This is a genomic window from Mesorhizobium sp. P160187 (genome assembly GCF_057766425.1).
Genome location: NZ_JBYMDX010000003.1, coordinates 881,052 through 907,192, shown reverse-complemented (window position 1 = coordinate 907,192; position 26,141 = coordinate 881,052). Strand labels below are relative to the sequence as shown.

Annotated in this window: 22 protein-coding genes; 15 read left to right on the top strand and 7 right to left on the bottom strand. The window is 62.6% G+C overall.

What is annotated here, in order from left to right:
* Nucleotides 1-97: 97 nt before the first annotated feature.
* From AC3CCE_RS07730 to AC3CCE_RS07710, 5 genes are all read left to right on the top strand, one after another.
* Nucleotides 98-1,000 carry a GntR family transcriptional regulator gene (locus AC3CCE_RS07730; protein WP_023700141.1) on the top strand — a complete coding sequence of 301 codons (903 nt, stop codon included), beginning with the start codon at nt 98-100 and terminating at the stop codon, nt 998-1,000.
* 214 nt (nt 1,001-1,214) lie between these two features.
* A complete protein-coding gene (locus AC3CCE_RS07725) occupies nt 1,215-1,571 on the top strand; it encodes a DUF2946 family protein (RefSeq protein ID WP_023713447.1) in 357 nt (118 codons plus the stop codon).
* A gap of 105 nt (nt 1,572-1,676) precedes the next feature.
* A complete protein-coding gene (locus AC3CCE_RS07720) occupies nt 1,677-2,216 on the top strand; it encodes a copper chaperone PCu(A)C (RefSeq protein WP_352624906.1) in 540 nt (179 codons plus the stop codon).
* A 39-nt stretch (nt 2,217-2,255) separates the two neighbouring features.
* Complete coding sequence (locus AC3CCE_RS07715) at nt 2,256-2,774, top strand: YcnI family copper-binding membrane protein (protein WP_352521595.1); 519 nt, start codon at nt 2,256-2,258, stop codon at nt 2,772-2,774.
* A 53-nt stretch (nt 2,775-2,827) separates the two neighbouring features.
* Entirely contained in the window at nt 2,828-4,453 is a 1,626-nt protein-coding gene (locus AC3CCE_RS07710) for a copper resistance CopC/CopD family protein (protein ID WP_352533979.1), read from the top strand.
* A 25-nt stretch (nt 4,454-4,478) separates the two neighbouring features.
* Here the strand turns inward: AC3CCE_RS07710 and AC3CCE_RS07705 are convergent, their stop codons facing one another.
* Nucleotides 4,479-4,916, bottom strand: coding sequence for a VOC family protein (locus AC3CCE_RS07705; RefSeq protein ID WP_352533981.1), 438 nt, complete (start codon nt 4,914-4,916; stop codon nt 4,479-4,481).
* Between the two features lie 206 nt (nt 4,917-5,122).
* Here AC3CCE_RS07705 and gndA point away from each other — a divergent pair, with 206 nt between their 5' ends.
* Nucleotides 5,123-6,550 (top strand): NADP-dependent phosphogluconate dehydrogenase, encoded by a 1,428-nt coding sequence (gene gndA, locus AC3CCE_RS07700; RefSeq protein ID WP_352533983.1) that lies wholly within the window; start codon nt 5,123-5,125, stop codon nt 6,548-6,550.
* A gap of 34 nt (nt 6,551-6,584) precedes the next feature.
* On the opposite strand, the gene AC3CCE_RS07695 is transcribed toward gndA, so the two are convergent.
* Complete coding sequence (locus tag AC3CCE_RS07695; RefSeq protein WP_023692000.1) at nt 6,585-7,628, bottom strand: LacI family transcriptional regulator; 1,044 nt, start codon at nt 7,626-7,628, stop codon at nt 6,585-6,587.
* Nucleotides 7,629-8,020: 392 nt separating this feature from the next.
* Between AC3CCE_RS07695 and AC3CCE_RS07690 the strand changes: the two genes are divergently transcribed.
* The 7 genes from AC3CCE_RS07690 to mgrA all read left to right on the top strand — a co-directional run bounded on the left by AC3CCE_RS07690 (nt 8,021) and on the right by mgrA (nt 15,390).
* Nucleotides 8,021-9,259, top strand: a complete 1,239-nt coding sequence (locus tag AC3CCE_RS07690) for an ABC transporter substrate-binding protein (protein ID WP_023683028.1) — start codon at nt 8,021-8,023, stop codon at nt 9,257-9,259.
* Nucleotides 9,260-9,340: 81 nt separating this feature from the next.
* Nucleotides 9,341-10,234 carry a carbohydrate ABC transporter permease gene (locus AC3CCE_RS07685; RefSeq protein ID WP_023683029.1) on the top strand — a complete coding sequence of 298 codons (894 nt, stop codon included), beginning with the start codon at nt 9,341-9,343 and terminating at the stop codon, nt 10,232-10,234.
* Complete coding sequence (locus AC3CCE_RS07680) at nt 10,227-11,162, top strand: carbohydrate ABC transporter permease (RefSeq protein ID WP_352624903.1); 936 nt, start codon at nt 10,227-10,229, stop codon at nt 11,160-11,162. Before AC3CCE_RS07685 ends, AC3CCE_RS07680 begins: the two co-directional genes overlap by 8 nt.
* A gap of 5 nt (nt 11,163-11,167) precedes the next feature.
* Nucleotides 11,168-12,268 (top strand): ABC transporter ATP-binding protein, encoded by a 1,101-nt coding sequence (locus AC3CCE_RS07675; protein WP_023728557.1) that lies wholly within the window; start codon nt 11,168-11,170, stop codon nt 12,266-12,268.
* A 116-nt stretch (nt 12,269-12,384) separates the two neighbouring features.
* Nucleotides 12,385-13,131, top strand: coding sequence for a sugar phosphate isomerase/epimerase family protein (locus AC3CCE_RS07670; RefSeq protein ID WP_352510259.1), 747 nt, complete (start codon nt 12,385-12,387; stop codon nt 13,129-13,131).
* 11 nt (nt 13,132-13,142) lie between these two features.
* Nucleotides 13,143-14,285: a Gfo/Idh/MocA family protein gene (locus tag AC3CCE_RS07665; RefSeq protein ID WP_352510260.1), complete on the top strand. Its 1,143-nt coding sequence runs from the start codon at nt 13,143-13,145 to the stop codon at nt 14,283-14,285.
* Between the two features lie 58 nt (nt 14,286-14,343).
* Complete coding sequence (gene mgrA, locus AC3CCE_RS07660) at nt 14,344-15,390, top strand: L-glyceraldehyde 3-phosphate reductase (protein WP_352510261.1); 1,047 nt, start codon at nt 14,344-14,346, stop codon at nt 15,388-15,390.
* A gap of 79 nt (nt 15,391-15,469) precedes the next feature.
* Here mgrA and AC3CCE_RS07655 read toward each other — a convergent pair whose 3' ends face one another.
* Nucleotides 15,470-16,561 (bottom strand): S1 family serine peptidase, encoded by a 1,092-nt coding sequence (locus tag AC3CCE_RS07655; RefSeq protein WP_352510262.1) that lies wholly within the window; start codon nt 16,559-16,561, stop codon nt 15,470-15,472.
* Nucleotides 16,562-16,963: 402 nt separating this feature from the next.
* Here AC3CCE_RS07655 and AC3CCE_RS07650 point away from each other — a divergent pair, with 402 nt between their 5' ends.
* Nucleotides 16,964-18,043: a trypsin-like serine peptidase gene (locus AC3CCE_RS07650; RefSeq protein ID WP_023691993.1), complete on the top strand. Its 1,080-nt coding sequence runs from the start codon at nt 16,964-16,966 to the stop codon at nt 18,041-18,043.
* A 188-nt stretch (nt 18,044-18,231) separates the two neighbouring features.
* The gene (locus AC3CCE_RS07645; protein ID WP_488377122.1) at nt 18,232-20,034 is read left to right on the top strand and encodes an MORN repeat-containing protein; all 1,803 of its coding nucleotides are present in this window, start codon (nt 18,232-18,234) and stop codon (nt 20,032-20,034) included.
* A gap of 29 nt (nt 20,035-20,063) precedes the next feature.
* On the opposite strand, the gene amrB is transcribed toward AC3CCE_RS07645, so the two are convergent.
* The 4 genes from amrB to AC3CCE_RS07625 form a co-directional block, all read right to left on the bottom strand.
* Nucleotides 20,064-21,782, bottom strand: coding sequence for an AmmeMemoRadiSam system protein B (gene amrB, locus AC3CCE_RS07640; RefSeq protein ID WP_352510264.1), 1,719 nt, complete (start codon nt 21,780-21,782; stop codon nt 20,064-20,066).
* 149 nt (nt 21,783-21,931) lie between these two features.
* Nucleotides 21,932-24,934 carry a caspase family protein gene (locus tag AC3CCE_RS07635; protein WP_488377121.1) on the bottom strand — a complete coding sequence of 1,001 codons (3,003 nt, stop codon included), beginning with the start codon at nt 24,932-24,934 and terminating at the stop codon, nt 21,932-21,934.
* A gap of 33 nt (nt 24,935-24,967) precedes the next feature.
* Nucleotides 24,968-25,681 (bottom strand): DUF4760 domain-containing protein, encoded by a 714-nt coding sequence (locus tag AC3CCE_RS07630; RefSeq protein WP_023751422.1) that lies wholly within the window; start codon nt 25,679-25,681, stop codon nt 24,968-24,970.
* On the bottom strand, nt 25,678-26,058 hold the full coding sequence (locus AC3CCE_RS07625; protein ID WP_352624898.1) for a hypothetical protein: 381 nt from the start codon (nt 26,056-26,058) through the stop codon (nt 25,678-25,680). Before AC3CCE_RS07625 ends, AC3CCE_RS07630 begins: the two co-directional genes overlap by 4 nt.
* Nucleotides 26,059-26,141: the final 83 nt, after the last annotated feature.

Here is a 26,141-nt window from a genome sequence, read left to right as displayed (position 1 = left end):
ACGCAGAGCGTTTTGCTTTGCCGGGTCAGCGCCAGGACATATGTGATATCGCGCTTCAAGCCAGCCACAGCAAGCGCCGGCGCGCAACGGGGCAGGGATGTCGAAGAGCAACAACGTCTACAAGGACGCTTACAACAGGGGTCTGCGGCTGCTCGATGAGACCCAGAGCCTGCCGTCGGAGCCGGAACTGGGCACTTTGCTCGGCGTCAGCCGGACCACCGTGCGCACCATTCTGGCGCGCATGGAAGAGACCGGGCTGATCGCGTGGAACAAACGCAGCAAGACAGTGCTCAGGACGCCGAAGCCGGATGATTTCTTCCCCGAGGAGGAGACAGATACACTGGCCCAGATCATCGAGCGGTCGTTTATGCGCAGGTTGCTGGCCGGCGGTGCAGAGGCCGGCATGCAGATCAACGAGCTCGAACTGGCGCGCGAGATCGGCGTCGGCACCACCAGCGTGCGCGAGTTCCTGATCCGCTTCTCCCGCTTCGGCCTGATCGAGAAGCGGCGCAACAGCCACTGGGTGCTGAAAGGATTTACCCGTGCCTTTGCGCTCGAACTCACTGAAATCCGCGAAATGTTCGAGATACGCTCGGCGGCGGCCTTTGCCGCCTTGCCTGGGGATAGTCCGGTCTGGGCGGATCTCGACCGGCTGGAAGACGAGCACCGGCTTCTGGCCAGCGAAATCGCCATCCGCTTCAACGAATTCTCGGAGCTAGACGAGCGCTTCCACCGGCTGATCCACCGGGCGTCGCACAACCGCTTCATCGTCGATTTCTACGACGTCATCGCCATGATCTTTCACTACCACTACCAGTGGAACAAGGCGCAGGAGCGCGAGCGCAACGAAGTCGCGGTTGGCGAGCATCTCGCCTACATCGCGGCGCTGAAATCGCGCGATCTCGGCAAGGTCGACGCCGCCTGCCGCAAGCATCTGAAGTCGGCACGCCACACGCTGTTGACGTCGATCCCGGAAATCGGCGGCCGCCCGGCTTCCTGAGCGCGACGTCCGAAGGGAGGTTATGCGCACAAGATCTTTGCCTATGCATGTCGTTATCCCAAACCGCAGCGCACTTTTTGGCGACATGGATTGAACGCGCCGCGTTGCCGCAGCGATGATTTGGCGATTTTCCGCCGACATGCCGCGTGCTAGATATCCAAGCGTTGCTGCGTGAAGAGGCAGGTCTTTGGACTTCCGGCGTAAGAGATGGAGCATGATGGCCGCCTTTGTCGCGGCCTGTGTGCTGCTGCTCCAGTCGACGCTCGGCGTGTTTGCTTTCGGCATTGCGCCGGATGCCTCGCAACTCGACGTTTTCGGCAACGTCATCTGTACACATGAGGGGGCGGTCCAGCTTCCCGGCGGCGATCCGCACCAGCCGCACATGCCGGCATGCTGCATGCTCGGCTGCAGCATGGCCTCCGTCGCCTATGCGCCGCCAGCAGGCGTCGGCGTGGCGCCGGTGAGCCTGTCTTTTGAAACAGTCGCGTTTCTTCCGCCGGCAGTCAGGCATCCCGACGTTACGCGTGAGCGCTCTCCGGCCAATCCGCGCGCCCCGCCGCTTGCGGGCTGAAAAACCGCCGCTCGCTTGGCGTAACCCGCGCGGGCGATAATCATCCAATGATAAACTCGTTCGCAGCCGGACAAAGGCGCGACCTCATATTCATGGAGCCTACCCATGTCCCGTTTTCGTCATGCCGGCGCGTTGCGCCGCAGCACCCCTATCTTCACCACTATCGAGCAGCGTCTCGGCAGCGCCCTCTTTGCCTTTGCACTGTTGTTCGTCGGCGCCCATTCCGTCCTTGCGCATGAGTTCAAGGCCGGTGACATCGAGATCGAGCATCCCTGGTCCCGTGCCACGCCAGCCGGCGCCAAGGTTGCCGGCGGCTATTTCACCATCGTCAACAAGGGCAGCGCACCAGACCGGCTGCTGTCGATTTCCTCCGACATTTCGGGGAAGGCCGAACTGCATGAAATGGGGGTGAAGGATGGCGTCATGACCATGCGCCCGGTCAGTGGCGGCCTGGACATTCCGGCGGGCGGCAAGATCACGCTGGGTCCTGGCGCCTACCACGTGATGTTCATGGATTTGAAGCAGCCGCCTAAAGAAGGCCAGATGTTTGCCGCCACGCTGACTTTCGAGAAGGCCGGAACCGTGACCGTCGAGTTTGCCGTGCAAGCCATAGGCAGCGCGCCACCCCTCGAAGACAACGACTGACCAATCAATTTGCCAACCGATTTTTCGAGAGGGACCATCATGAACAAGTATCTTTTGCCGGCCGCTGCATTTCTTGTCCTGGGGACGAGCGCTGCCTTCGGCCATATCACGCTCGAAACCCAGGAAGCGCCGGTCGGTTCGACCTACAAGGCCGTGCTGCGGGTGCCGCATGGCTGCGACGGCAAGGCGACGATTGCCGTGCGCGTGCAGATCCCGGAAGGGGTGATCGGAGTGAAGCCGATGCCGAAGCCGGGCTGGACGCTGCAGGTCAAGAAAGGCAAGTACGAGAAATCCTACCAGCTCTATGGCGAGGCGGTGACCTCGGGCGTCAAGGAAGTCGACTGGAGCGGCGGCAGCCTGCCGGATGAATTTTATGACGAGTTCGTCTTCCGCGGCACGTTGGCCGCCGATCTGCCGGCCGGGCAAAAACTCTATTTTCCGGTGGTGCAGGAATGCGATGGCGCCACCGCGCGTTGGATAGAGATTCCGGCGGCTGGTCAGGATGAGGATGCGCTGGAAGATCCGGCGCCCGGCCTCAACCTGCTGCCGAAGAAATGATGCATTGGCGGCGCGCTGCTTCGAAGCGGCGCGCCACTGTTTTGGTGGATGGCATGAACGTGGCCTGTTTCCAGCGGATAGAACGGACAGCCGGCAGGTGCTTCAGCTTGCTGGCCGCGATCCTGCTGCTTGCCGTCCTTGCCACGCCAAACCAGGCCTTTGCCCATGCGGCGCTGATCAAGGCCGAGCCTGCCGACGGCGCGGTTCTGGAGCGAGCGCCGACGCAATTTTCGCTGACCTTCAGCGAGCCTGTGTCGCCGCTGGTGCTGACCTTGGTGCGGCCCGACGGTACGCCTGTCGCTTTGACCTCGTTTCGGTTGAGCGACCAAACGGTTGAGATCGACAATCCACAAAAGCTCGGGCCGGGCACCCAAGTCTTGAGCTGGCGGGTGATTTCCGCCGATGGCCATCCGGTCGGCGGCTCGGTGCTGTTTTCCGTTGGCGCGCCAAGTGCGGCGCCGGCGGTGGGGGAAGCTGTCGATATAGATTTGCGGTCAGCGATCTGGACCGGCAAGGTTCTTCTCTACATCGGGCTTTTCCTCGGCATTGGCGGCGCCTTCGCGCTGACATGGCTGGCGCAAGGCCAGCGCTCAGGCCAGCGCTTCGTCATTGCCGCCATCCTCTGCGGGCTGGTCGCAGCACCCCTGTCGCTCGGGTTCCAGGGGCTGGACGCGCTGGGCGCGCCACTCGCCCGGCTGGCGCAACCGGTGGTCTGGCGGACGGCGCTTGGCACCAGCTTCGGCTGGACGGTGCTGATTTCGCTGGCGGCGCTCGGGCTTGGCCTGCTGTCGTTGGTCGGATCGCGTGCCGGCGCCAGGCCGTTGGCGCTCGCCGGGCTGGCCGGTGTGGGTGCAGCTCTTGCCGCCAGCGGCCATGCCAGTGCAGCCGAACCGCAATGGCTGACGCGGCCTATGGTGTTCCTGCATGGCGCCGGCATCGCTTTCTGGGCTGGAGCATTGCTGCCGCTCGGCCTGGCGTTGAGCAGCCAATCGGTGGAAGCCGGGGCGTTCCTGCGGCGGTTTTCGCGCGCGATCATGCCCGTGGTGGTAGCGCTTGCCGCCGCCGGTGTGGCGCTCGCCATCATCCAGGTGCAGACACCGGCGGCACTGGTCAACACCGCCTATGGCCGGCTGCTGCTGATCAAGCTGGCGCTGCTGGTGTTTCTGTTCACGCTGGCGGCGGTCAATCGATGGCGGCTCACCGCCTTGGCCGAGGCCGGAGCGACGGAAGTGCGGCGACGGCTTAGCCGCTCGATCTCAGTCGAAATGCTGATCGTGCTCCTGATCTTCGGCGTTGCCGCCGGCTGGCGCTTCACGCCGCCGCCACGGGCGCTGGCAATCGCCGCGGCACAACCGACGTCAACCCATATCCACACTATGAAGGCGATGGCCGACATCGACATCACGCCCGGCCATACCGGGGAGGTCACCGCCTCCATCGTCATCATGGATGGCGATTTCGGCCCGCTCGACGCCAAGGAAGTGACGCTGGTGCTGTCCAAGCCCGATTCGGAGATCGAGCCGATCAAGCGTCCGGCGACCAAGCCAGGCGACGGCACCTGGCGGGTCGATAATCTCGTCATTCCGATTCCAGGCCGCTGGACGGCGCGGCTCGATGTTCTGGTTTCGGATTTCGAAGTGATAAAGATCGAAGCGCCGATCGATATCCGCGCCGAGTGATATTCAGCCCGCCCGCGAAGGGCGCTCAGCCGAGTTCCTGGGCTAACCCGATGAGATGCCCTTCCGGCCCGCGGATGTAGCAGAGCCGATACACGTCCTGGTAACGGACGACTTCACCGGCCAGCTGCGCGCCACGCTTGCGGAGCCTTTCAAGCGTGTCGTCGATGTCGTCCACGGTAAACATGACGCGCAGGTAGCCCAGGGCATTGACCGGGGCGTTGCGGTGATCGGCGACGACCGTCGGCGTGAGGAAGCGGGAGAGCTCGAGCCGGCTATGGCCATCCGGTGTGCGCATCATGGCAATCTCGACGTGCTGATCGCCGAGCCCGGTGACACGTCCGGCCCACTCGCCTTCGATCGTCGCCCGCCCTTCCAGTTCGAGGCCGAGCTCGCGAAAGAAGGTAATCGTCTCGTCGAGGTCATCGACGACGATTCCGACATTGTCCATCCGTTTGACTGCCATAAGTTCAACCTAACGTCATATGTTCGATCGGCAAGGCGTCGCCTGGTCACCAACTGACCCTTCCTGACTCGGTCTGACACAACGCAGACGCAACACAATTCGGCGAGGCGGTTGACGTGGCGCGAAAGGCCCGTCAATCATCTCGCCGAAAAATGGGCATCCCGAAAAACGCGGCCTCAACAAAATCCGAAAGCAGGGAAGAAACGATGGAAAAAGCCGAAATAGGCCTGATCGGCCTTGGCACAATGGGCTCCAACCTCGCGCTCAACATTGCCGAGCACGGGCACCGCATCGCCGTCTTCAACCGCACCAAGGCGCGCACCGATGCCTTCCTCGAAGGCGCCGGTTCGCTCAGGGACATGGTGGTGCCCTGCTACAGCCTGGAGGAACTGGCAGCTGCGATCAAGCCGCCGCGCCCGGTCATCATCATGGTGCTGGCCGGCAAGCCGGTCGACGAACAGATCGAAGCGCTGCGCGGCGTGTTGTCTGACAACGATATCGTCATCGATGCCGGCAACGCCAATTTCCGCGATACGATGCGGCGCTTTTCGGAACTGTCGGGCTCAGGTCTCACCTTCATCGGCATGGGCGTATCCGGCGGCGAGGAAGGCGCGCGCCATGGACCGTCGATCATGGTCGGCGGCACCGAAGACTCCTGGAAGCGCGTCGAACGCGTGCTGACCGCGATCTCGGCCAAGTTCAAGGATGAACCGTGCGCTGCCTGGCTTGGCACAGACGGCGCCGGGCATTTCGTGAAAACCATCCACAACGGCATCGAATATGCCGACATGCAGATGATCGCCGAGATCTACGGTATCCTGCGTGACGGTCTCGGCATGGGGCCGAAGGAGATCGGCAAGGTCTTCGAGGACTGGAACAAGGGCCGGCTCGATTCGTATCTGATCGAGATCACCGCCAGGGTGCTGGCCGCTGACGATGCAAAGACCGGCAAGCCGGTGGTCGACATCATCCTCGACCGTGCCGGCCAGAAGGGCACCGGCAAATGGTCTGTCATCGAGGCGCAGCAGCTCGGCATTCCGGCGACGGCCATCGAGGCGGCGGTGGCGGCCCGCGTGCTGTCCTCGATCAAGGATGAGCGGCAGGCGGCCGAAAAAGCCTATGGCAATATCGGCGTCACCAAGATCTCCGGCGACAAGGCGGCACTTCTGAAAGACCTGGAGCTGGCGCTGCTCGCCGGCAAGATCGCCGCCTATGCACAAGGTTTCGCGGTGATGAGCGCCGCCTCGAAGGAGTTCAACTGGAGCCTGCCGATGCCGACCATCGCCAAGATCTGGCGTGCCGGCTGTATCATCCGCTCGCAGATGCTCGACACCATGGCGGAAGCCTTCGGCTCGGGCGGCGCGTCCACCAACCTTTTGATGGCGCCGGCTTTCACCACCATGATGCAGGAGGCGCATCCGTCGCTTAGGCGCACCGTTGCCAAGGCATCGGAAGCAGGCTCGCCGGTGCCTGCACTGGCGTCGGCACTTGCCTATTTCGACAGCTACCGCCAGGGCCGCGGCACCTCGAACCTGATCCAGGCGCAGCGCGACTTCTTCGGCGCGCATGGCTTCGAGCGCATCGGCGAGCAGGGCGCTTTCCATGGGCCATGGGGAAGTGGAGCGGCCGGATAGGGTCAGGTGAGGCGGACCTCTCAGGTCGTGCCAGTCAGCCCTGATACGCGACGACGTCGCCTGGCTTGACCACTGTCTGCAAAGAGCCAGGTGCCGCGCCGCCTATCCAGCCCAGCACGGCGCGGGCAAGCTCGGTGCCGGCGAGGCGGAAGTCTTCGTTGACGATCAGCAACTCCCGGCGGAACAGATGCAGCAGTTCCGACGATTGCTTGGACACGACATCGACGTCGCGGCCGAGTTTCAGGCCGGCATCCTCGATGCCGGCGACGATTGCCAGCGTCGCTGCGGCGGCGCTGCTGACGAAACCGTCCGGCCTGACGTCGCGGCGCATCAACTGCGCGGTCCGCGTCCTGATTTGATCGATCGACTGGTCGATTGAAACAGCGTTGAACGGCACTTCGCTGGCATCGACCTCGCTCAGTGCGTCGGCAAAGCCATTGACCGTGTGGTCGTAATAGGTGAGCCCGACCGGCGGCGCTACCAGCGCCAGCCGGCGCCGGCCGACGCCGGCCAGATGGCGCACCGCTTCGGCGGCGAAGGCGTAATTGTCGAAGTCGTGATAGGGGTGGACAAGCCCCATATCGGTGCGGCCATGCGTGGCAAAGGGTATGCCACGCTCCAGCATGTAGCGGGCGCGCGGATCGTTGGGCTGCGTGCGTGAGATGATGACGCCATCGGCCGAGCCGGACTCGACCAGATACTTTACCGGGTCCAGCGGATCCTGCGAGCGCGAGTAGGGCGTGACGATCAGGTGATAGGGTGTGTCGGCAATGACCTCCGAGACGCCGTAGATGATGTCCGAGACAAAGCTCATGATCTCGCGCTCGGTATTGAGCACGAGGCTGATAACATTGGTCTTGCCAGTCCGCAGGCGCACGCCGGCGCGGTTCGGCCGGTAGCCGATCTGCCTGGCGACGAGTTGAACCCGCCGCCTGGTCTCGGCGCCGATCTCGGGTGCATCCTTGAGTGCGCGCGAGACGGTGGTGACGCCGAGCCCCGTCATGAAGGCAAGCGTTTTCAGCGTCGGCCGCTCATGCGCCGACGCCTCGTCGTCCTTCTCCGTCTGGTCCCTGTCCATTCGTCCCGCCCCGTCAGGCGCATAGCAGCCGCCGGACCAGCCGACAATCGCTTCGATGACGATGTGGCACGGTTCTTCGCCGTCAGGCCTCAATATACTGAAACGTTACAGATTTCCAACATCGCAGCGCGTGGGTCTCTCAAGCCATGGTTTTGGCAGGGTTTTGGCGGCCAGAAACGTTGCGCGACAATCAGGTTCGAGACGGTTTTCTTGCGCTGCAGCATGATTTTGCAGCGCAGCACCCGGTTTTGCGCGGAGTTTGCCGGTTTGCACGCAACGAATTTGTTCGCGCCTCGAAAAAACATTCGAGCGCGTTTATCTCAGGGGTTGCACGCACCGCATAATTGCCGTATCGAAAATCTGTAACGTTTCAGATTCTGGGAGGAACCGAAATGCGCTATAGACTTTTGACCGCTGCCCTTGCCGCGACGGCCGCGCTTCAGCTTGCCGGCCCGGCGGCCGCCACCGACCTGGAAGTCACCCATTGGTGGACGTCGGGCGGCGAGGCGGCGGCGGTTGCGGAATTCGCCAAGGCCTTCGACGCGACCGGCAATCACTGGGTCGACGGCGCCATTGCCGGATCCGGCGGCACGGCACGGCCGATCATGATCAGCCGCATCACCGGCGGCGATCCGATGGGCGCCACCCAGTTCAATCACGGCCGGCAGGCCGAAGAACTGGTGCAGGCCGGCCTGATGCGCGACCTCACCGATGTCGCCACCAAGGGCAAGTGGACGGAAATCGTGCGGCCGAAGAGCCTGCTCGACAGTTGCACCATAGACGGCAAGATCTACTGCGTGCCGGTCAATATCCACTCCTGGCAGTGGTTGTGGCTGTCGAACGAAGCCTTCGAGAAGGCCGGCGTGCCGCTGCCGAAGGACTGGAATGAATTCGTGGCGGCAGCGCCCGCCCTGGAAAAGGCGGGCATCATCCCGCTCGCTGTCGGCGGACAGGCCTGGCAATCTTCCGGCGCCTTCGATGTGCTGCTGGCGGCGGTCGGCGGCACCGATGCATTCCTCAAGGTCTACAAGGACAAGGACGCCAAGTTCGCCGCCGGGCCCGAGATCGCCAAGGTCTTCAAGGCCGCCGACGATGCCCGCAAGATGGCGAAGAACACCAATGTGCAGGACTGGAACCAGGCGACCAATCTGGTCATCACCGGCAAGGCCGGCGGCCAGATCATGGGTGACTGGGCGCAAGGCGAGTTCCAGGTTGCCGGCAAGGTCGCCGGCAAGGACTATGCCTGCCTGCCGGGCCTCGGTCTGAACGAAGTTATCGCCACTGGCGGCGACGCCTTCTATTTCCCGCTGCTCAAGGATGCCGACAAGTCCAAGGCGCAGGAGGTGTTGGCAGAGACGCTGCTCGACCCCAAGACTCAGGTCGCCTTCAATCTCAAGAAGGGCTCGCTGCCGGTGCGCGGCGACGTCGATCTCAATGCGGCGAACGACTGCATGAAGAAGGGTCTGGCCATCCTCGCCAAGGGCGCCGTCATCCCGTGGACGGACCAACTGCTTTCGCAGGATACCCAGAAGCAGAAGGAAGATCTCTTCGCCGAATTCTTCGCCAAGCCGGACCTGACCATCGAAGACGCGCAGAAGCGCTTCGCCGACCTCATCGCTTCGGCAGACTGACGTTGGAGGCAATACACCTCGCTCCCGGCCTTGCGAAAGCAGGGCCGGGATCGCACCGCCCTTACCCAGCCGGCTGACGAGATGAGCAAGAGCGAACGCCCCAACCCGCTGTTCCGCAACATCAATGCGAAGGTCGCCTCGATCCCGATGATCCTCACCGCGTCGGTGGTTTTCGTCGGCGGCACCGTCTGGACGGTGTTCTATTCCTTCACCAATTCGAAGCTGCTGCCGCGGCTGAATTTCGCCGGGCTCGATCAGTATTACCGGCTGTGGGCGACGCCGCGCTGGCTGATCTCGATCGAGAACCTTTTGATCTACGGCGCGATCTCGCTGGTGTTCTCACTGGTCATCGGCTTCCTGCTTGCAGCGCTTCTCGACCAGAAGATCCGTTTCGAGGACACGTTCCGCACCATCTTCCTCTATCCGTTCGCGCTTTCCTTCATCGTCACCGGCCTGGTCTGGCAGTGGCTGCTCAATCCGGATTTCGGCATCCAGCATGTGGTGCGGGACCTCGGCTGGACGAGCTTCAACTTCGACCCGCTCTACAATTCCAGCATCGTCATCTACGGCATTTCGATTGCGGCGCTGTGGCAAGGCACCGGGCTCATCATGTGCTTGATGCTGGCCGGCCTGCGCGGCATCGACGAGGACATCTGGAAGGCGGCGCGGGTAGACGGGATCCCGATGTGGAAGACCTATCTGTTCATCGTCATCCCGATGATGCGGCCGGTTTTCATCACCACGCTGGTCATCATCGCGTCGGGCATCGTCAAGGTCTACGACCTCGTTGTCGCCCAGACCAGCGGCGGCCCCGGAATCGCCTCCGAAGTGCCGGCCAAATATGTCTATGACTACATGTTCTTCGCACAGAATCTTGGCCAGGGCTTTGCCGCCTCGACCATGATGCTGCTCTCGGTGGTGATCGTCGTCGTGCCGTGGGCCTACCTTGAATTCGGAGGCAGGAAGCGTGGCTGACCCGGCCGTCCCTTTGCCCGCCAGCGCGGGTGCCGCCGAGCGCGAAGTCTCGGGGCCGCGCGGGCCGAAGCCGCGGCATGTCTTCTCGCGCCGCAACATCTTCCTCTATGGCACGCTGATCGTGGTGGCGGTCTACTATCTGCTGCCGCTCTACGTGATGGTCGTCACCTCGCTCAAGGGCATGCCCGAGATACGGATGGGCAATATCTTCTCGCCGCCGCTCGAAATCACCTTCGAACCGTGGGTGAAGGCGTGGGCGACCGCCTGCACCGGCCTCAATTGCGACGGGCTTTCGCGCGGCTTCTGGAATTCGGTGCGCATCACCGTGCCGTCAGTGCTGCTGTCGATCGCGATCGCCTCGGTGAACGGCTATGCGCTGGCCAACTGGCGCTTCAAGGGCGCCGACACATTCTTCGTCATCCTGATCGTCGGCGCCTTCATCCCTTATCAGGTGATGATCTATCCGATCGTCATCATCCTGCGCGAGATCGGCCTCTACGGCAGCCTCAGCGGCCTGGTGATCGTCCATTCCATCTTCGGCATGCCGATCCTCACGCTTTTGTTCCGCAACTATTTTGCCTCGATGCCGGAAGAGCTGTTCAGGGCGGCACGGGTCGACGGCGCCGGCTTCTGGGGCATCTTCCTCCGGATCATGGCGCCGATGTCGCTGCCGATCTTCGTCGTCGCCATCATCCTGCAGGTGACCGGCATCTGGAACGACTTCCTGTTCGGCGTCGTCTACACCCGCCCCGACACCTATCCGATGACGGTGCAGCTCAACAACATCGTCAATTCGGTGCAAGGCGTGAAGGAGTACAACGTCAACATGGCCGCCACCATCCTGACCGGGCTCGTGCCACTCATCGTCTACTTCATTTCCGGCAAGCTTTTCGTGCGCGGCATCGCCGCCGGTGCGGTGAAAGGGTGATGGCGATGACGGCAGCCAACGGCACCAGCGTTTCGATCCAGGACCTGTCCCTGAACTTCGGCTCTGTATCGGTGCTGCAGACCCTCAATCTCGAGGTCGCAGAGGGCGAGTTCATCGTGCTGCTCGGTCCCTCGGGCTGCGGCAAGTCGACCTTGCTCAACTGCATCGCCGGGCTGCTCGATATTTCCGAAGGCCGCATCTTCATCAAGGGCAAGAACGTCACCTGGGAAGAGCCCAAGGATCGCGGCATCGGCATGGTGTTCCAGTCCTATGCGCTTTATCCGCAAATGACGGTGGAGAAGAACCTGTCGTTCGGCCTGCGCGTTGCCGGCGTGCCCAGGGACGAGATCGCCAAGCGCATCGCCCGCGCCGCCGAGATCCTGCAGATCGAGCCGCTTTTGCAGCGCAAGCCCGCGGCCTTGTCCGGCGGCCAACGCCAGCGGGTGGCGATCGGGCGGGCGCTGGTGCGCGACGTCGACGTCTTCCTGTTCGACGAGCCACTATCCAATCTCGACGCCAAGCTGCGCTCGGAACTGCGCGTCGAAATCAAGCTCCTGCATCGCAAGCTGCAGAACACCATGATCTACGTCACCCACGACCAGATCGAGGCGATGACACTGGCCGATCGTATCGCGGTCATGCGCGGCGGCGTCATCCAGCAGCTCGACGCGCCGCAGACGATCTACAACCGGCCGGTCAACCGGTTTGTCGCCGGCTTCCTCGGCTCGCCGGCGATGAATTTCCTCGAAGGGGAGCTGGAGGCCAGTGCTGCTCCAGTGTTCAGGACCGACGGTGTTTCGGTGCCGCTCGATCGCTATACCTTTGACGGCACGGAGCGCCCGGCCGGCGCTTGCGTGCTGGGCATCCGGCCTGAACATATCGCTTTCGGTGACGCTGCAAAGTCGATGCCGTTTTCCGCCGGCGGTTCGGTCGAGATCGTCGAGCCGATGGGTTCCGACACGCTGGTGTGGACGAAGCTTGCCGGCCGCAACCTCTCCTTCCGCGTCGAGGCGGAACGGACGCTGCGCAGCGGCGATCCGATCCAGTTCGGTTTCGATCCGGCGCGCGCCTCGCTGTTCGACGCCGCGACCGGCAATCGCCTGTGACCCTCTAGAATCATCCGCAAACCATCCTCCCAAGAACGATCCCCCTAAAACGATCTCGCGAAAACGATCCCCCGAAAACATCCCCAAGCCTTCCACCCAAGAAACGGACAGAGACGATGAACTGGTCATTCCAACTCTACAGCGCCCGCAATTTCCAGCCGTGGGAAGGCATCCTGAAAATGCTCGGCAAGCTCGGCTACAAGGAAGTCGAAGGTTTCGGCGGCGTCTATGACGACCCCACGGCGTTCCGCGCCGAACTCGACAAGAACGGGCTTTCGATGCCGACCGGACATTTCTCGATCGATGCGCTGGAGAATGATTTCGACGGCGTACGCAAAACAGCCGACGCACTCGGCATCACGCTCGTCATCTGTCCCTATCTGCTGGCCGAGCAGCGGCCGGCCGACGCTGCCGGCTGGCGCGGCTTCGGCGAGCGTCTGGCCAAGGTCGGCGAGACCGCAAAAAAAGCCGGCTACGGCTTTGCCTGGCACAACCATGATTTCGAGTTCAAGACACTCGCCGACGGCTCGGTGCCGCAGGATCACATCCTGTCGACTGCGCCCGACATCGGCTGGGAGATGGACGTCGCCTGGGTAGTCCGCGGCGGCGTTGATCCGCTTCCGTGGATCGAAAAGCACGGCAAGCGCATCAGGGCCGTCCATGTCAAGGACATGGCCAAGTCAGGCGAAGGCCTTGACGAGGACGGCTGGGCGGATGTCGGCCACGGCACCATCGACTGGGCCGGCCTGATCAAGACACTTCGGGCGAAGAGCGCGGCCAAATATTACGTCATGGAACAGGACAACCCCAACGATATCGAGCGCTTCGCCAGCCGCTCGCTCGCATCCGTCAAGGCTTACTAGGAACAATCATCATGGCAAAGAAACTGGGTATCGGCGTCATCGGCTGCGGCAACATCTCGAAAGCGTATTTCTCGCTGGCGCCGCTGTTTCGCGGCATTGAGATGCGCGCCTGCGCCGACATCAACATGGACGCGGCCAAGGCACGGGCGAAGGAGTTCAAGCTGCGCGCCGAGACCGTCGAAGAACTGCTCAAGGATGACGAGATCGACATCATCGTCAACCTCACCATCCCGGCGGTGCACTACGGGGTGTCGAAGCAGATCCTCGATGCCGGCAAGCACGTCTATTCGGAAAAGCCGTTCGTGCTGTCGGTCAAGGAAGGGCTCGACCTCAAGAGCCGGGCCGAGAAGAAAGGGCTGCGCATCGGTTCGGCTCCGGACACTTTCCTCGGCGGCGCGCACCAGCTGGTGCGCAACCTCATCGACACCGGCGCGCTCGGCAAGATCACCAGCGGCACCTGTCATGTGATGGGCCACGGCATGGAGCACTGGCACCCCAATCCCGATTTCTTCTTCCAGCCGGGCGCCGGGCCGGTGCTCGACATCGGGCCTTACTACATCACCAACCTGATCCAGCTGATCGGGCCGGTGAAGCAGGTGGCGGCCTTCGCGACGACGCCTGCCAAGGAACGCACGATCTCGTCGAAACCGCGCGCGGGCGAAAAAATCCCGGTCAACACGCCGACGACGATCCACGGCCTGCTGGAGTTCGAGAACGGCGCCGTGGTCACGCTCAACACCAGCTGGGACGTCTGGGCGCATGGTCATGCGCCGATGGAACTCTATGGCGAGACGGGCACGGTGTTCGTGCCGGATCCGAATTTCTTCGGTGGCGACGTGCGCATAACCAAGGCGGCAAAACCGGTGAAGAAACTGCCGAAATGGCAGCATCCGTTCGGCGTGCCCAACGAAATGCACGGCCAGGGCATGATGGCCAACTACCGCACCGCAGGCCTTGCCGACATGGCGCTGGCGATCGCCGAGGGCCGGCCGCATCGTTGCTCGATGGAGCTCGCGCTGCATGCCGTCGACGTCATGACCGGCCTGTTGCGGTCGGGCGAGACCGGCAAGTTCGTCGCCATGCAGACCAGCTGCGAGCGGCCGGCTGCACTCGGCGTCAAGGACGCAAAAGGACTGTTGGCGAAGCAGAAATGAGGTAGAAGGGTGTCGGCGCGCTCGCGCCGACACCCATACAATCCAGGATCTGTACCCCATGCGCTGGCAGCCGGCTGAACACCGCTATGAGAAAATGCTCTACAACAGATGTGGGCGATCCGGCCTGAAACTGCCGGCGATCTCGCTCGGTCTGTGGCACAATTTCGGCAACGACACGCCGCACAAGACCAAGCAGGCGATCGCGCGCAAGGCCTTCGATCTCGGCATCACCCATTTCGATCTCGCCAACAATTACGGTCCGCCGCCGGGCTCGGCCGAGATCGCCTTCGGCGAGATATTGCGCACCGACTTCGCCGGCTATCGGGACGAGCTGATCATCTCGACCAAGGCGGGCTATGAGATGTGGGCAGGGCCTTATGGCGAATGGGGCAGCCGCAAATATGTGCTGGCGAGCCTCGACCAGAGCCTGAAGCGGATGGGGCTCGACTATGTCGACATCTTCTATTCGCACCGCTTCGATCCGGATACGCCGCTTGAGGAAACGATGGGCGCTCTCGACCATGCGGTGCGTTCCGGCAAGGCGCTCTATGCCGGCATTTCGTCCTACAATTCGCAGCGCACGCGCGAGGCGGCCGACATATTGAAGCAGCTCGGCACGCCTTGCATCATCCATCAGCCGAGCTATTCGATGCTCAACCGCTGGGTCGAAGAGGACGGACTGCTCGATACGCTGGAAGGGCTCGGTGTCGGATCGATCGTGTTCTCGCCGCTGGCGCAAGGCATGCTGACCGACAAATATCTCGGCGGCATCCCCAAGGGCAGCCGCGCCAGCCAAGGCAAGTCGCTGCGGCCCGCCTTCATCAACGAAAAGACCATCGCCAACATCCAGGCGCTGAACGCGATCGCCGGCAAGCGTGGCCAGACGCTGGCGCAGATGGCGCTAGCCTGGGTGCTGCGCAAGGGCCGGGTCACCTCGGCGCTGATCGGCGCCAGCCGGCCCGAACAGGTCGAGGACTGCGTCGGCGCGCTCAAGGTGCTCGAGTTCAGCGATGCCGAGCTCGCCGAAATCGACACTTACGCACGCGAGTCCGACATCAATCTGTGGGCGGCGTCGGCCGAGCGCAAAGGCCCGCCGCGGAAGTAAGCGGAACAGCCGGCACCGGACATGAATCAAACGGCGGGAAAGATCCCGCCGTTTTGCGTTTATCAAGCTTCGGGCCCGTTCAGGGCTTCTTGGCCGTGCCGAGACCGGCCTTGGGCGCCGCCGCGGCTGCCGGAGCCGGGGTCTTCATCTTGGCTTCGATCCAACCCGTATAGTTGGCCAATCGCGTGTAGATGCCATAGGCATTCTTGTGGCCGCAAGCGGCGGTGCCGTCGGACGGACCTTCGCCCCAGGAGACGACGCCGACCTGGACCGGACCGTTGGCGCCGGTCATGAACAGCGGACCGCCGCTGTCGCCGTTGCAGGCGTCGCGTTCGCCGCTGTCGGTGCCGGCGCAGATCATGTTCTTGGTCAGCGGATCCGACATATCGGCGGCGATCGCATTGGCGGCGGCATCGATGCCCTTTTCCGAATAACGCATCCGATGCGAGAGATCGCCAAGTGCCGCCTTTAGGTCATGCGCATAGATCGACTTGATGCCGCTGTTGCAGGCAGCGCTCGGCTCGAGATCGAGATCGGCCACCATCAGCGCGGTCGGGAAGGTGCCGTCCTGCATCTTGCCCCAGCCGATGACGGTGGTCTTGCCGCTGTCTGGCGTCGGCTCATTGGTGATCTTGATGACCGGCGCATCGGCGGGCTCCGCCAGCCGGAGCAGGCCGAGATCATTGTCCAGCGTCTGTTCGCTGTAGCCCTCGTTGACGATAACCTCGATCACCTTGTAGCGCTTGCCTTCGGTAAGATCGGTGGCGCCGGTCAGCACGGTCACCGTGTCGGGCGAAATCGGCCGGCCCTTGTCGTTGAGGCAGTGCGCCGCCGTCAGCACCCATTGCGGAGCAATCAGGCTGCCGCCGCAGAATTGCGCGTTCGGCTGCGAGGCCGGGCTGGGGTCCAGCCGGGCGCTGGTCAGCAGCGCCACCTGGAACGGATAGGCCCCTTTGTCGGCTTCCTTGCCGCCATAGACGCGGTCGGCCCCGTCGGGATTCTCGGCCTTGGCCTTGTCCCGGGATTCGGCGACGCGCTGCATCGGCGAGACCGCCGCTTCCGGCCTGGCGGCGTCGTCGGCTGCATAGAGCGCGTTGACGGCGGGGAAAGCGGCCGCGATGCCCAGCAGCGATGCAGCGGCAAGCGGCCTGAACCGATGGATAATGTTCACCTTGAAACCCTCCTGAGATGAAAAATGCCGAGCCATGCCGCCATGACGCATAACCAACAGAAGCGGTACCGGTACCTCGATCGCCTTCTGCCAGAACGAACGACATCCGCGCGGTCATAAAACCGAAATACGACTTTTGCTAATCGTGCCCCATCGGGCAGAGCCCACCCAAACCCTATAGCCCCCCACGGGCTACGTGGAAGCGATTTGTCATTGCCAATGTTGGATTATTTTAGGCAGTATATCGACGCGGGTGCGTTTGGCGGAGGGCTTTAACGAGGCCGCCCGGACCGATGATCCGATACGGGCGGGTAACCAAACTAATTTTTTAACTCCACCACGATCTCGACAATATTTCTGTATTTTGCTCCACTCCTTGCTGACTTTTGGGAGAGTCTCACCATGACGAAACTGACAAGCACTATCATTGCGTCCGCACTGCTATCCACCGCACTGTGGACGATGCCTGCCTTCGCCGCCGATCCCGGCTCAGCGAATGCCGGCAATGGCGAAAGCATGCGCGATCTCGGAACGGGCGACTACCAGCCCGGCCGTGCAAAGCCGATCGCGCCGCCGAAACTGACCGAAGATGAAGCCAGCCGGGCAGCGCCGCTGACCGACGAGGGCACGGCGGTCAAATCCTATGGCATCGTCGGACGTTCCGCCGATGGCAAGGACATCAAGATCGATGCAGGCGAGACGCTGAAGGACCTTGTCATCAAGGAATTGAACGCGCCCGCCAACACACCGAACGCCGACAAGACCGGATTGACGGGCGGCGACGAAGCCGGCCGCCAGGTGTTCGGGGCCGACGATCGCGAGCAGATCAAGAACACCAAGACCTACCCGTTCACCGCGATCGGGTATATCGAAGGCAAAGCCAAGAGCGGTTATGGCAGCTGCTCGGGAACCCTGATCGGTCCGCGCACGGTGCTCACCGCCGCGCATTGCCTCTACAGCAATGAAGACAAGGCTTGGCTCGACGACGTCATCTTCGTGCCGTCGCTCAACGGCAACACCGCCGACGATGCACCGTTTGGCGCTTTCAGCTACGAGAGCGTCTATATCCTGCAGGGCTTCATCGACAATTATCAGGGTTACTACGGCTCGGTCATTCCGTGGGACCTCGGCATCATCACGCTGAAGCAGGATGTCGGCACCAATCTCGGCTGGCTGGGTTATGCCAACTATGAGAACCTCGGCGATTTCACCGCAAACATCGTTGGCTATCCCGGCGACAAGCCGATGGGAACGATGTGGAAGGCGACCTGCGAAGTGAAAGCCGAAAACGTCGGCGCGGAGTATTTCCAGTACGACTGCGACACCTATCCGGGGTCGAGCGGCAGCTCGGTCTACGCCTACGACAATGGCGCCAAGCAGCGCGTCGTCACCGGCGTGAACGTGGCCGAAAGCCCCAACGCCAACACTGCGGTGCGCCTGAACGCTGCCAACGTGGCGTGGATCAACAGCCTGTACAAATAAGGCCCGATCTTTCGCCGGCAAACAGCGGCGATAACCAGCACTACCAAACCGGCGGCGGGACGTTCCTGCCGCCGGTTTTTTTGTATCGAAACACCTCTCTTGCACTGTGTTACAGCGGTGCTTACGCTAGGCAATCCAAGGGGTTGGGTAAGATGGCGCGGGCAAGAATGAGCTTTGGAGTCAAAGCGATGGCGGCTGCATCCATGCTGGCCGCACTGACATGCTTTTCCGCTATGGCCGATCAAGGCGGTGCCACACCCGATGGCGCCTGGGCCGAGCGGGTGCAAATCCTCTATAAAAGCGAAACACGTTCGGTGCTGCGCAAGAATGTACGGGTCTGGGATTCCCACCCGGAATTGAGTCTTGATTTCACCTGGGAGCCGGCAGCCGGCGTGTCGCCGGACCGCACCGTCGCAGCCGACGGCACCGTCAACGGCAAGGGCAGGCTGGTCTGGCGCGTACGCGGCTCGGCGAGCTACGACCCCAAGACGATCTATTCCAGCTATTTCGGCGAGATCAGGAATGGCCGCCCCGAAGGACAAGGCCGGCTGGAGCTGCGTTCAGGCGAGATTCTCGACGGCCGTTGGGTCGCCGGCCAGCTCGACGGCCATGCGATCCATGTCGATGCCGACGGCAATCGCTATGAAGGGCAATTCAGGGCCGGTGTGCCGAATGGCGAGGGCAGGCTGGAGACGAAGACAGGCAAGATATTCGTCGGCTCTTTTGCCGATGGGCTGAAGGACGGCAAGGGCCGCACCCGGTTGCCCGGCGGCACCGTGTACTGGTCGCAATGGGCGAAGGGCAAGGAGATCGGCGGTGCGCGCCCCGATGTGCTGGCCGATGCCAGAGTGGGCGGGTTGCTCAAGGCGCAGACCGGCGGCGGTTCCGCCGACAAGGTCGAGATCGGCATTGCCGTCGACCAGCGCATGACGCAGCAGGCCGACATGCAGTACCAGCATCTCGTGCGCGACGAAGACATCGCGATCTATCCGGTGTCGGACCAGTACAATGATGCCTGGAACGGCACCGGAGAGATTCGTACCGGCAATGTCTATGAAGGCATGGACTGGGAGACGGCGCCGGCCTTCGCCGAAGTCGACCTCAAGACCACCGACCAGTCGAGGGTCAAGATCGACAGCCTGGAAATGAAGGTGGCCGCGAGCGAGGCCTACCGCAAGCCGATGCTGTCGATCAGCGAGCATTATGGCTGCGTCGGCTTCCGCCCCGACTTCTCGATCGTCAACAATGGCTGGGGCGACGTGAAAGACATGAAGATGTCGATCCAGTTCACCAGGACCGACGAGGAGGACAACGCGACCGGCGAGCCGAGCCGCACGTTCACGAAGGACATCGGCACTTTCGGCGACGGCGTCGACGTCTCGATCAAGAACGTGCTGATTGAAGCCGGCGTCGACACAACCACGCTCGAGACCGAGCGCTTCACCTGCCCGTCAAGGGACAGCCTGGATGTCTGCCGCGCCCAGGTGGCCAACAAGGTCAAGTTCGGCGACGTTGCCGATTACATCAGCGGCAGCGTCGAGAAAATGAGCGTGACCGGGATTGGCAAGCTCGATTATTCCTGGGCGGACGATCAGGGCGCTGTCTACCAGCAGAGCGAGCCGTTTCGCGTCATCGTCTCGCTGGTCAGCATCGAGGTCCCAGAATTGCTCGCCGAATGCGGCGATGGCGGCGGCGCGTCGCCCGAAGCGCAACGCTACCAGAACATCGAATTTCCGATCGGCAAGACCGATTACAGCATCCCCATGCCGGTGCGCGGCAACAAGAATCTCAGCGCCTACACGGCACGGCTGAAAATGTGGTCGTCAATGTCGTCGATCCATCGCTTCAGCATCGCCGCCCATTTCGCCGATGGCAGCACACGGGAGAGCAAGCCGGCCACGTTCTTCTATTTCAGGCCGAAGCAGTCGCTGTTTGAAACCAGCACCAAGCCGGCGGTCTGCTATCTGCCGGAAGATCTGCAAGGCTGTTGAGGTCCTGTCACGTCCTTTCGGGAATCGCGTTATTTCGAGCCCATCTCGAAATAATTGGGCAGCGGGATCAGCCTGGCAAAGATCGTGCCCTGGCTGAACACCCTGAGTTCCAGCATCGACCCAGACGATCGTTCGGCCTTCTGGTCGAACAGGAAATTGCCGAGCGAATAGATCTCCGCAACATCGCCGCCGCCGAGCGGCAGGATCGCCTCGCTCGATACATGTGGATGACCGCCGACGATTGCCGTGACACCGCGCAGCCGCATCTGGTCGGCAAGCATCTCCTCGCGCGGCGACGGCTCCGTCTTGTACTCGCGGCCCCAATGGACGAAGGCAATCACCGGCCGCTCGGCATTGCCGTGCAGCAGCCGGTCGAGCAAAGCAGGCGTCAGAAGGTCGGTGTTCCTGGAGCCGTTGGTATCGATGTCGGTCAGCCCGACCAGGTCGAGATCGGCAAGCGCCAGCGTCTCGCCCTGCCCGAAATGGGCGATGCCGGCCGCATCGAGTGCGGCCAGCGTCTCGGCATAGCCTGACGGGCCGAGGTCGTAGGCGTGATTGTTGGCGAGGCTGACAGCGGCGACATGCAATTTCTTGAGCATGTCGATGGCGAGGTCTGCGGGCATGGCCAGCGTCATGTCGTCGATCGCTTCAGGGACGTTGGGCAGGATCACGCCTTCGAGATTGACGATCAGCGGCCGCGAGCGGGTCAGGGCCAGCACGCTTTCGACGATCTTCTCGGCAACACCGTCGCGGACCAGGATCTTCTTCATGGCGCGGCCGAAATTCACGTCGCCCGCGAAATAGTAGAGCTTGTCGTCGGGACGGGCAGGATTGTTGAAGCCGGGGCCGAAGGCGCCGAACAGCGCCACGACATAGCTGGTGGTGCGCTCGACATAGTCGCTTGAATGCGCCTGCGAGTTCTCGTTGGCGACGACCAGCGGCGCAGCACCGAACAGTTCGCGCTGCAGCCTGGTCTGGATATAGAGCGCACCGACCGAATCGGCGTGATCCGGCTGGCGCAGCGCCGCGATGCCGTCGAGCGAACCGGCGGCGAGCATGTTCAGCGTCTGCTGGTCGAAACGCCTGGCTTCGTGCTGCGGCAGATAGTGGGAGAAATCGGTGGATTCGACGATCAGCGTGTCCTTGTCGACGATCGCTTTCAGCGCCTGCGCCAGCCGGTCCCAGTCGGCTCGCTTGGCTTTGACCGACATCGCCACCGGCACGATTTCAGCTTCGGGGAAATAGTGATGCAGGAAAGGCAGCATCGCCTGCACGCCATGCTCCCTGGCGAATAGGCAGGAGTCTTCGACCATGTCGCTGTTCGCTTCCAGAAGGTGCACGGCTTCCGTGTCGGCCTGGACTGGACCGAGCACTGTTTCAAAACCGCGCGGCGTCGTGGCGAAGAGTTTCTGCGTCTCGTGGAAATGGTCCGGCGACAGGATGACGATGCGCTTGTTGCGGAAGCCGGACGCGGCATGGAAACCGAGCGCGACCAGATCGGCGACAAGCAGGTGGTGGGGGACGGTGATGCCGGTGAGGCGTTGGTTGGAGGGGGTGAGCTTGGCGACGGCGGAGATGGCGTCGGTGAAGAGCGTGGGGTCGGCGTAGAAGGACGGGAAGTTGGCATCGCCCGGTGGACAGGTGATGGGGGCTGCGGACGCTTGGAGGGGTGACAAAATAAAGAAGGCGCCTGCAAAATGCCGCACGATGGTTTGCGCCCAGGCACCCCCCTCTGTCCTGCCGGACATCTCCCCCTCAAGGGGGGAGATTAGCTGTTTTGCGGTTTTCGCTAATCTCCAACGGTGAAGAAAAAGGCGTCGCCAAAGAAGCTGCCAATCTCCCCCCTTGAGGGGGAGATGCCCGGCAGGCCAGAGGGGGGTGCCTGGGTGCCGACCTCTCACGGCTCAGCCAGCACAATGTTCTCCACGCCGCCGACATAGTAGAACGGCTTCTGCTTGGACGCGGTCAGCCGCAGCACTTCGCGCGAAATATAGTCGGCGAGGCCGAACAGCGTCACGCCGCCGTCGGAGGTCTTGGCCCGGCCGCGCAGGCCTTCGAGGATCGAATAGGTGAAAACGCCATGGCCGAGCTCGGGCATTTCGGCGGCGGTGTTGTTGGCAGCGGTGGCCGAGAAGACGACGATGCGTGCGTCCTGCGCGTCTTTTTCCAGGCGCGGGTTGAAGGCGTTGGCGGCGTGGCAGGTGTCGAGCAGCATGAAGCGCATGCCCTTGGCCCGCTCAACCGATTTCTGGATGTCGCCCCAGTCGACCAGCGAGGAGCGCTTCCAGCGGTCGGCATCCTGTTTGCGGCCGTCCGTGGGGATGAAATAATAGTCTTCGTCGATGTTGATGCCGTGACCGGCGACGAAAATGATGGTGGTGTCGTTCTCGCCGGGTCTGTCGAGGAAGTCGGCGAGCTGGTCGTCGATGGTGTCGGAATCCGGTTCCAGGATGGTGTCGGCGCTGGCGACCTTGAACACGTCCTTGCCGGAATCGGGCGCCTCATCCAGCGCTTCGCGGTTGACCAGAACCAGCGTCTCCATCGCCGAAAACAAGGGCGCGGATTTCTGCGAGATCACCTTGAGGAATTCGGTGGCGTCATCGACGGGATAGCGCAGATCGCAGGCGTGGCCGGCGCATGCATCGGTGAGGAAAGGATATTTGTCGACGCCGATCACGGCGACGTAGAGCTTGCCCTTGTTGGCGGGCTTTTCGGTTTTCCTGCCAAGTGCTGTGACACTGCGCTCGGTCAGATAGCCGAACTCGTTGGTGCCGGTGATGCGAATGGTGTTCTCGCCATTCTCGACCGGCACTTCGACGATGGTGCTCTTGCCGCCATCGGCCGAGCGCGCCGTGACATTGCCGACATTGCGGCTGTTCGACAGGATCGAAAACCCGGCGACGTCGGCGCCTGCTTCCTGCACGCCTGATATTTCGACGGCGACATAGCCTTCGCGGACACTGCTCTGGTCGGCGGCAAGCTTGATGCCGAATTCCGGCGGTTTGCGCTCGAGCAGCTTTTCCAGCTGGCGGTCAACGCCGGGACGCATTTCCTGGACCGCCTGTTCGGCGCTGCGCAGGATGATGGCCCGGCGCACCATTTCCGGGCTCCAGAGATATTTCTTCAGCTGGCCGGCGCTGATGAAACGCCCTTCGTGGTCGCGGCCCTGATTGACGTGCCAGCCGATCAACTTGTCGCCATCGGCGGAGGAATAATAGTAGCCCTGCGGCATCCAGGCGATCCATTCGGAGTCGGCGAAGAACATCGACACGATCAGTTTGTGGCTCTTCAAATTCCACAGCCGCACGGTCTGGTCGGCGCTGCCGGTGACCAACAGCCTTTCCTTCTCGACGGCAACCATGGCGTTGATCTCGCCGGTGTGGCCGGTGAATTCACTCGATACCTCGGCGGTCGCGGTTTTGTATTCCAACAGCGTGCCGTCGCTGCCGCCGGTGATCAGGCCAAGCCCATTGCCGATCAGCGTGTAAGCCGAATGGACGAAGCCATTGGTGGCGGAATTCTCGATGCTGTGCATCACCTTTCCGCCGCTCGCGATTTCGAGCACGGCATTCTCCAGGCCGTCCTTGCCGCCGGGGACGGCGCGAAGCAACCACCCACCGTCGGTCAGTGCCGCGCGGGCATAGGCGCCCTGTTCCGCCAGCGCCTCCGGGTCCTCGAAGAACCGCTCGGCCGTCGGTAGCGCCAGTACCTTGTCCAGCGTGCCCTGCAGCTCGGGACAGGACACGCGTTCAGGGCAGGGGTTGGTGTTGCCCCAAGCGATGGAGCTGCTCGCCGCATCGATCCCGATCGCCGTCACCGGTTCGCCGACCCCTTGCAGCAGCGCCTTGCGCTCGCCGGTCATGGGGTTCCAGACCTGGATGGCGTTGCGGGTGCCGCCGGCTGTCGCCACCAGCGAGCCGTCGGCATTGCCGGCGCCAGCAAAGACCGTGCCGTCATGGCCGTTATAATCGAGCAGTTGCTCGCGGCTGTCGGTATTCCAGACCGCCGAGCGATGCTTGTCGGCGCAGCGATAGCTGCATGACGCCACAAGCCGCGAACCCGTGGCGAAGCTCAGAGCGCCGATCTGGAAATCCTGCTTCGGCATGGCGCGGACGAATTTGCCGGTGCTGGCCTGCCAGAGCTGGACGTCGCCGTCCTTGCTGCCGGTGGCGAACAGCCTGCCATCCAATGACACGGCGAGTGCGGCGACGCCGACATCGCGCAGCGGTTCGGCCTCGGCGGGCAAAGCGATTTCCTCTGACTTGGCGATGTCCCAGAGCCTTATGCCGTTGTCGGTGGTCGTCGCCACCAGCCGGGTTCCCGCAGCGGCGAAGGCGAGCTTTTCCACACGCCAGGAATCGGCATCGAGTTTTTCCGCCAGCGTCCAGCCCGACGCGGATTTGTCGTCCGCCCGCCAGAGGTAGACGAGACCATCGCCACCGCCGGCGGCGAGCGTGTTTCCGTCGGGTGAAAAGGCGACATCATAGATGGCATAGTCGGCGGCCTTGAGCACGGTTTTGATCTTGCCGGTGGCGAAATCGAACAGCCTGATATCGCCATAAGGGGGCTTGTCGCCGATGCCGGCGCCGAAATAACCGCCGGCGGCGATCGTCTTGCCATCCGGCGACACGGCAATCGCAAAGACCTTGCCGTCATTGCCATTGCCAAGATAGCCGCGAATGGTGCGGAGCGTCACCCCGCTCTGCCAGTCCCAGATGCGGATGGTCTTGTCATCGGACGCCGAGACCAGTCCCTCGCCGTCCGGCGTGAAGGCAAGATCGGTGACCCTGGCGCTGTGGCCGCCGGTGTTGAGATCGAGATGGAAATCGAGGTCCTCGGCACCGGCGGTTGACGTTAACGCCAGAAGACCGACCAGGATTAGCCACCGGATAGCACGCAAGGGATGGGAGCTGCCCGGCACCTTGTTGCGCCGCTATTTGGAGTCGGCGGGCGGCGGCGACCCGTGACGCACATAATTCTCGATCGCCTGGGCATAATTGGCGGAACCGGCCTTGCGTTCTTTTTCGATGTAGCCGGCAAAATAGCTCCAGAACGACACCGCATAGTCGCGGAAATAGGCATCGGCGACATCGCGCGAACAGAGCTTGCCCTCAACGCAGATGGAGAGACGATTGAGGAAATAGACGATGCGATCAAAATTGTCGTTGAAATCGGCGATCGGCATGGTGCCGCCGCCGGCAGTCATCGCCTCAATGCCAATGCGTTGCCGGAAGACCCGTTCCTCGGTCGGCGACGGCGTGGCGCTGAGCAAATTGTCGTATTTGGCGTTGAGCGACGAGAGGCGCTCCTTGAGCGCGCGCTGCGCCTGCTGAAAATCCTTGCTTTCCCAAAGCTCGACCAGCGACATCGTCTGCTCGACGCGCTTCTGTTCCTGGTTTGCGAGAAACTGGAAGACCGAGAAGGCCAGGGTGAAGATGATCGCCAGGCGCACGGCGAGACCCGACCAGGCGTAGATCAGCATGCGCCAGTCGCGGTCGGTGAAGGGGTTGGCTTCCTTCTTGATCTCGTGACTGCTCGGCCACGGAAAGCCTTCGGTGGTTTCGGGCAAGGTCGCCGGCTTCTTGGCCGGCGGAGGCGCCGATGTGGCCGGCGATTTCTGCGTTGCAGTGCCCCCCGGCTTTTTCATCCGCAGCTGTCCAGTTGGATGGTGGCGGTGGGATCGAGCACGACGCCGGGTGTCTCCAGCTTCTTTTTCAGGCAATCGAGCTGCGTGCGCGAAATCATGAACTGCACGTCCGGCTCGGCAGCCGCCTTGCTGGGTGACGGCAAGGGCTCGACCACGCCGCGCGAGGCGCAGCTGGAGAGATCGACGACAACGGCCCTGTTGCCGGTCTTGGCGATCTGGTCGTACTGGTCGAGAAAGCAGGTGGCGAGCTCGGAATTGGTGACGATCTGCTTGGCGCACAAGCCGCAATTCTCGTCCGCCGAGGCGCTGGCAACCAGCAACAGGCTGCCGGCAAGGCCGACCGTCGCTGCATGCCAGGAGAGCACGGGGATAGTCACTGATGTCCTCATCTGTTGCATTCAGCCGCGGCGCATAGAAGTGTCGCGAGCCGGGAATGTTCCTATATCACGCCGACAAGAGC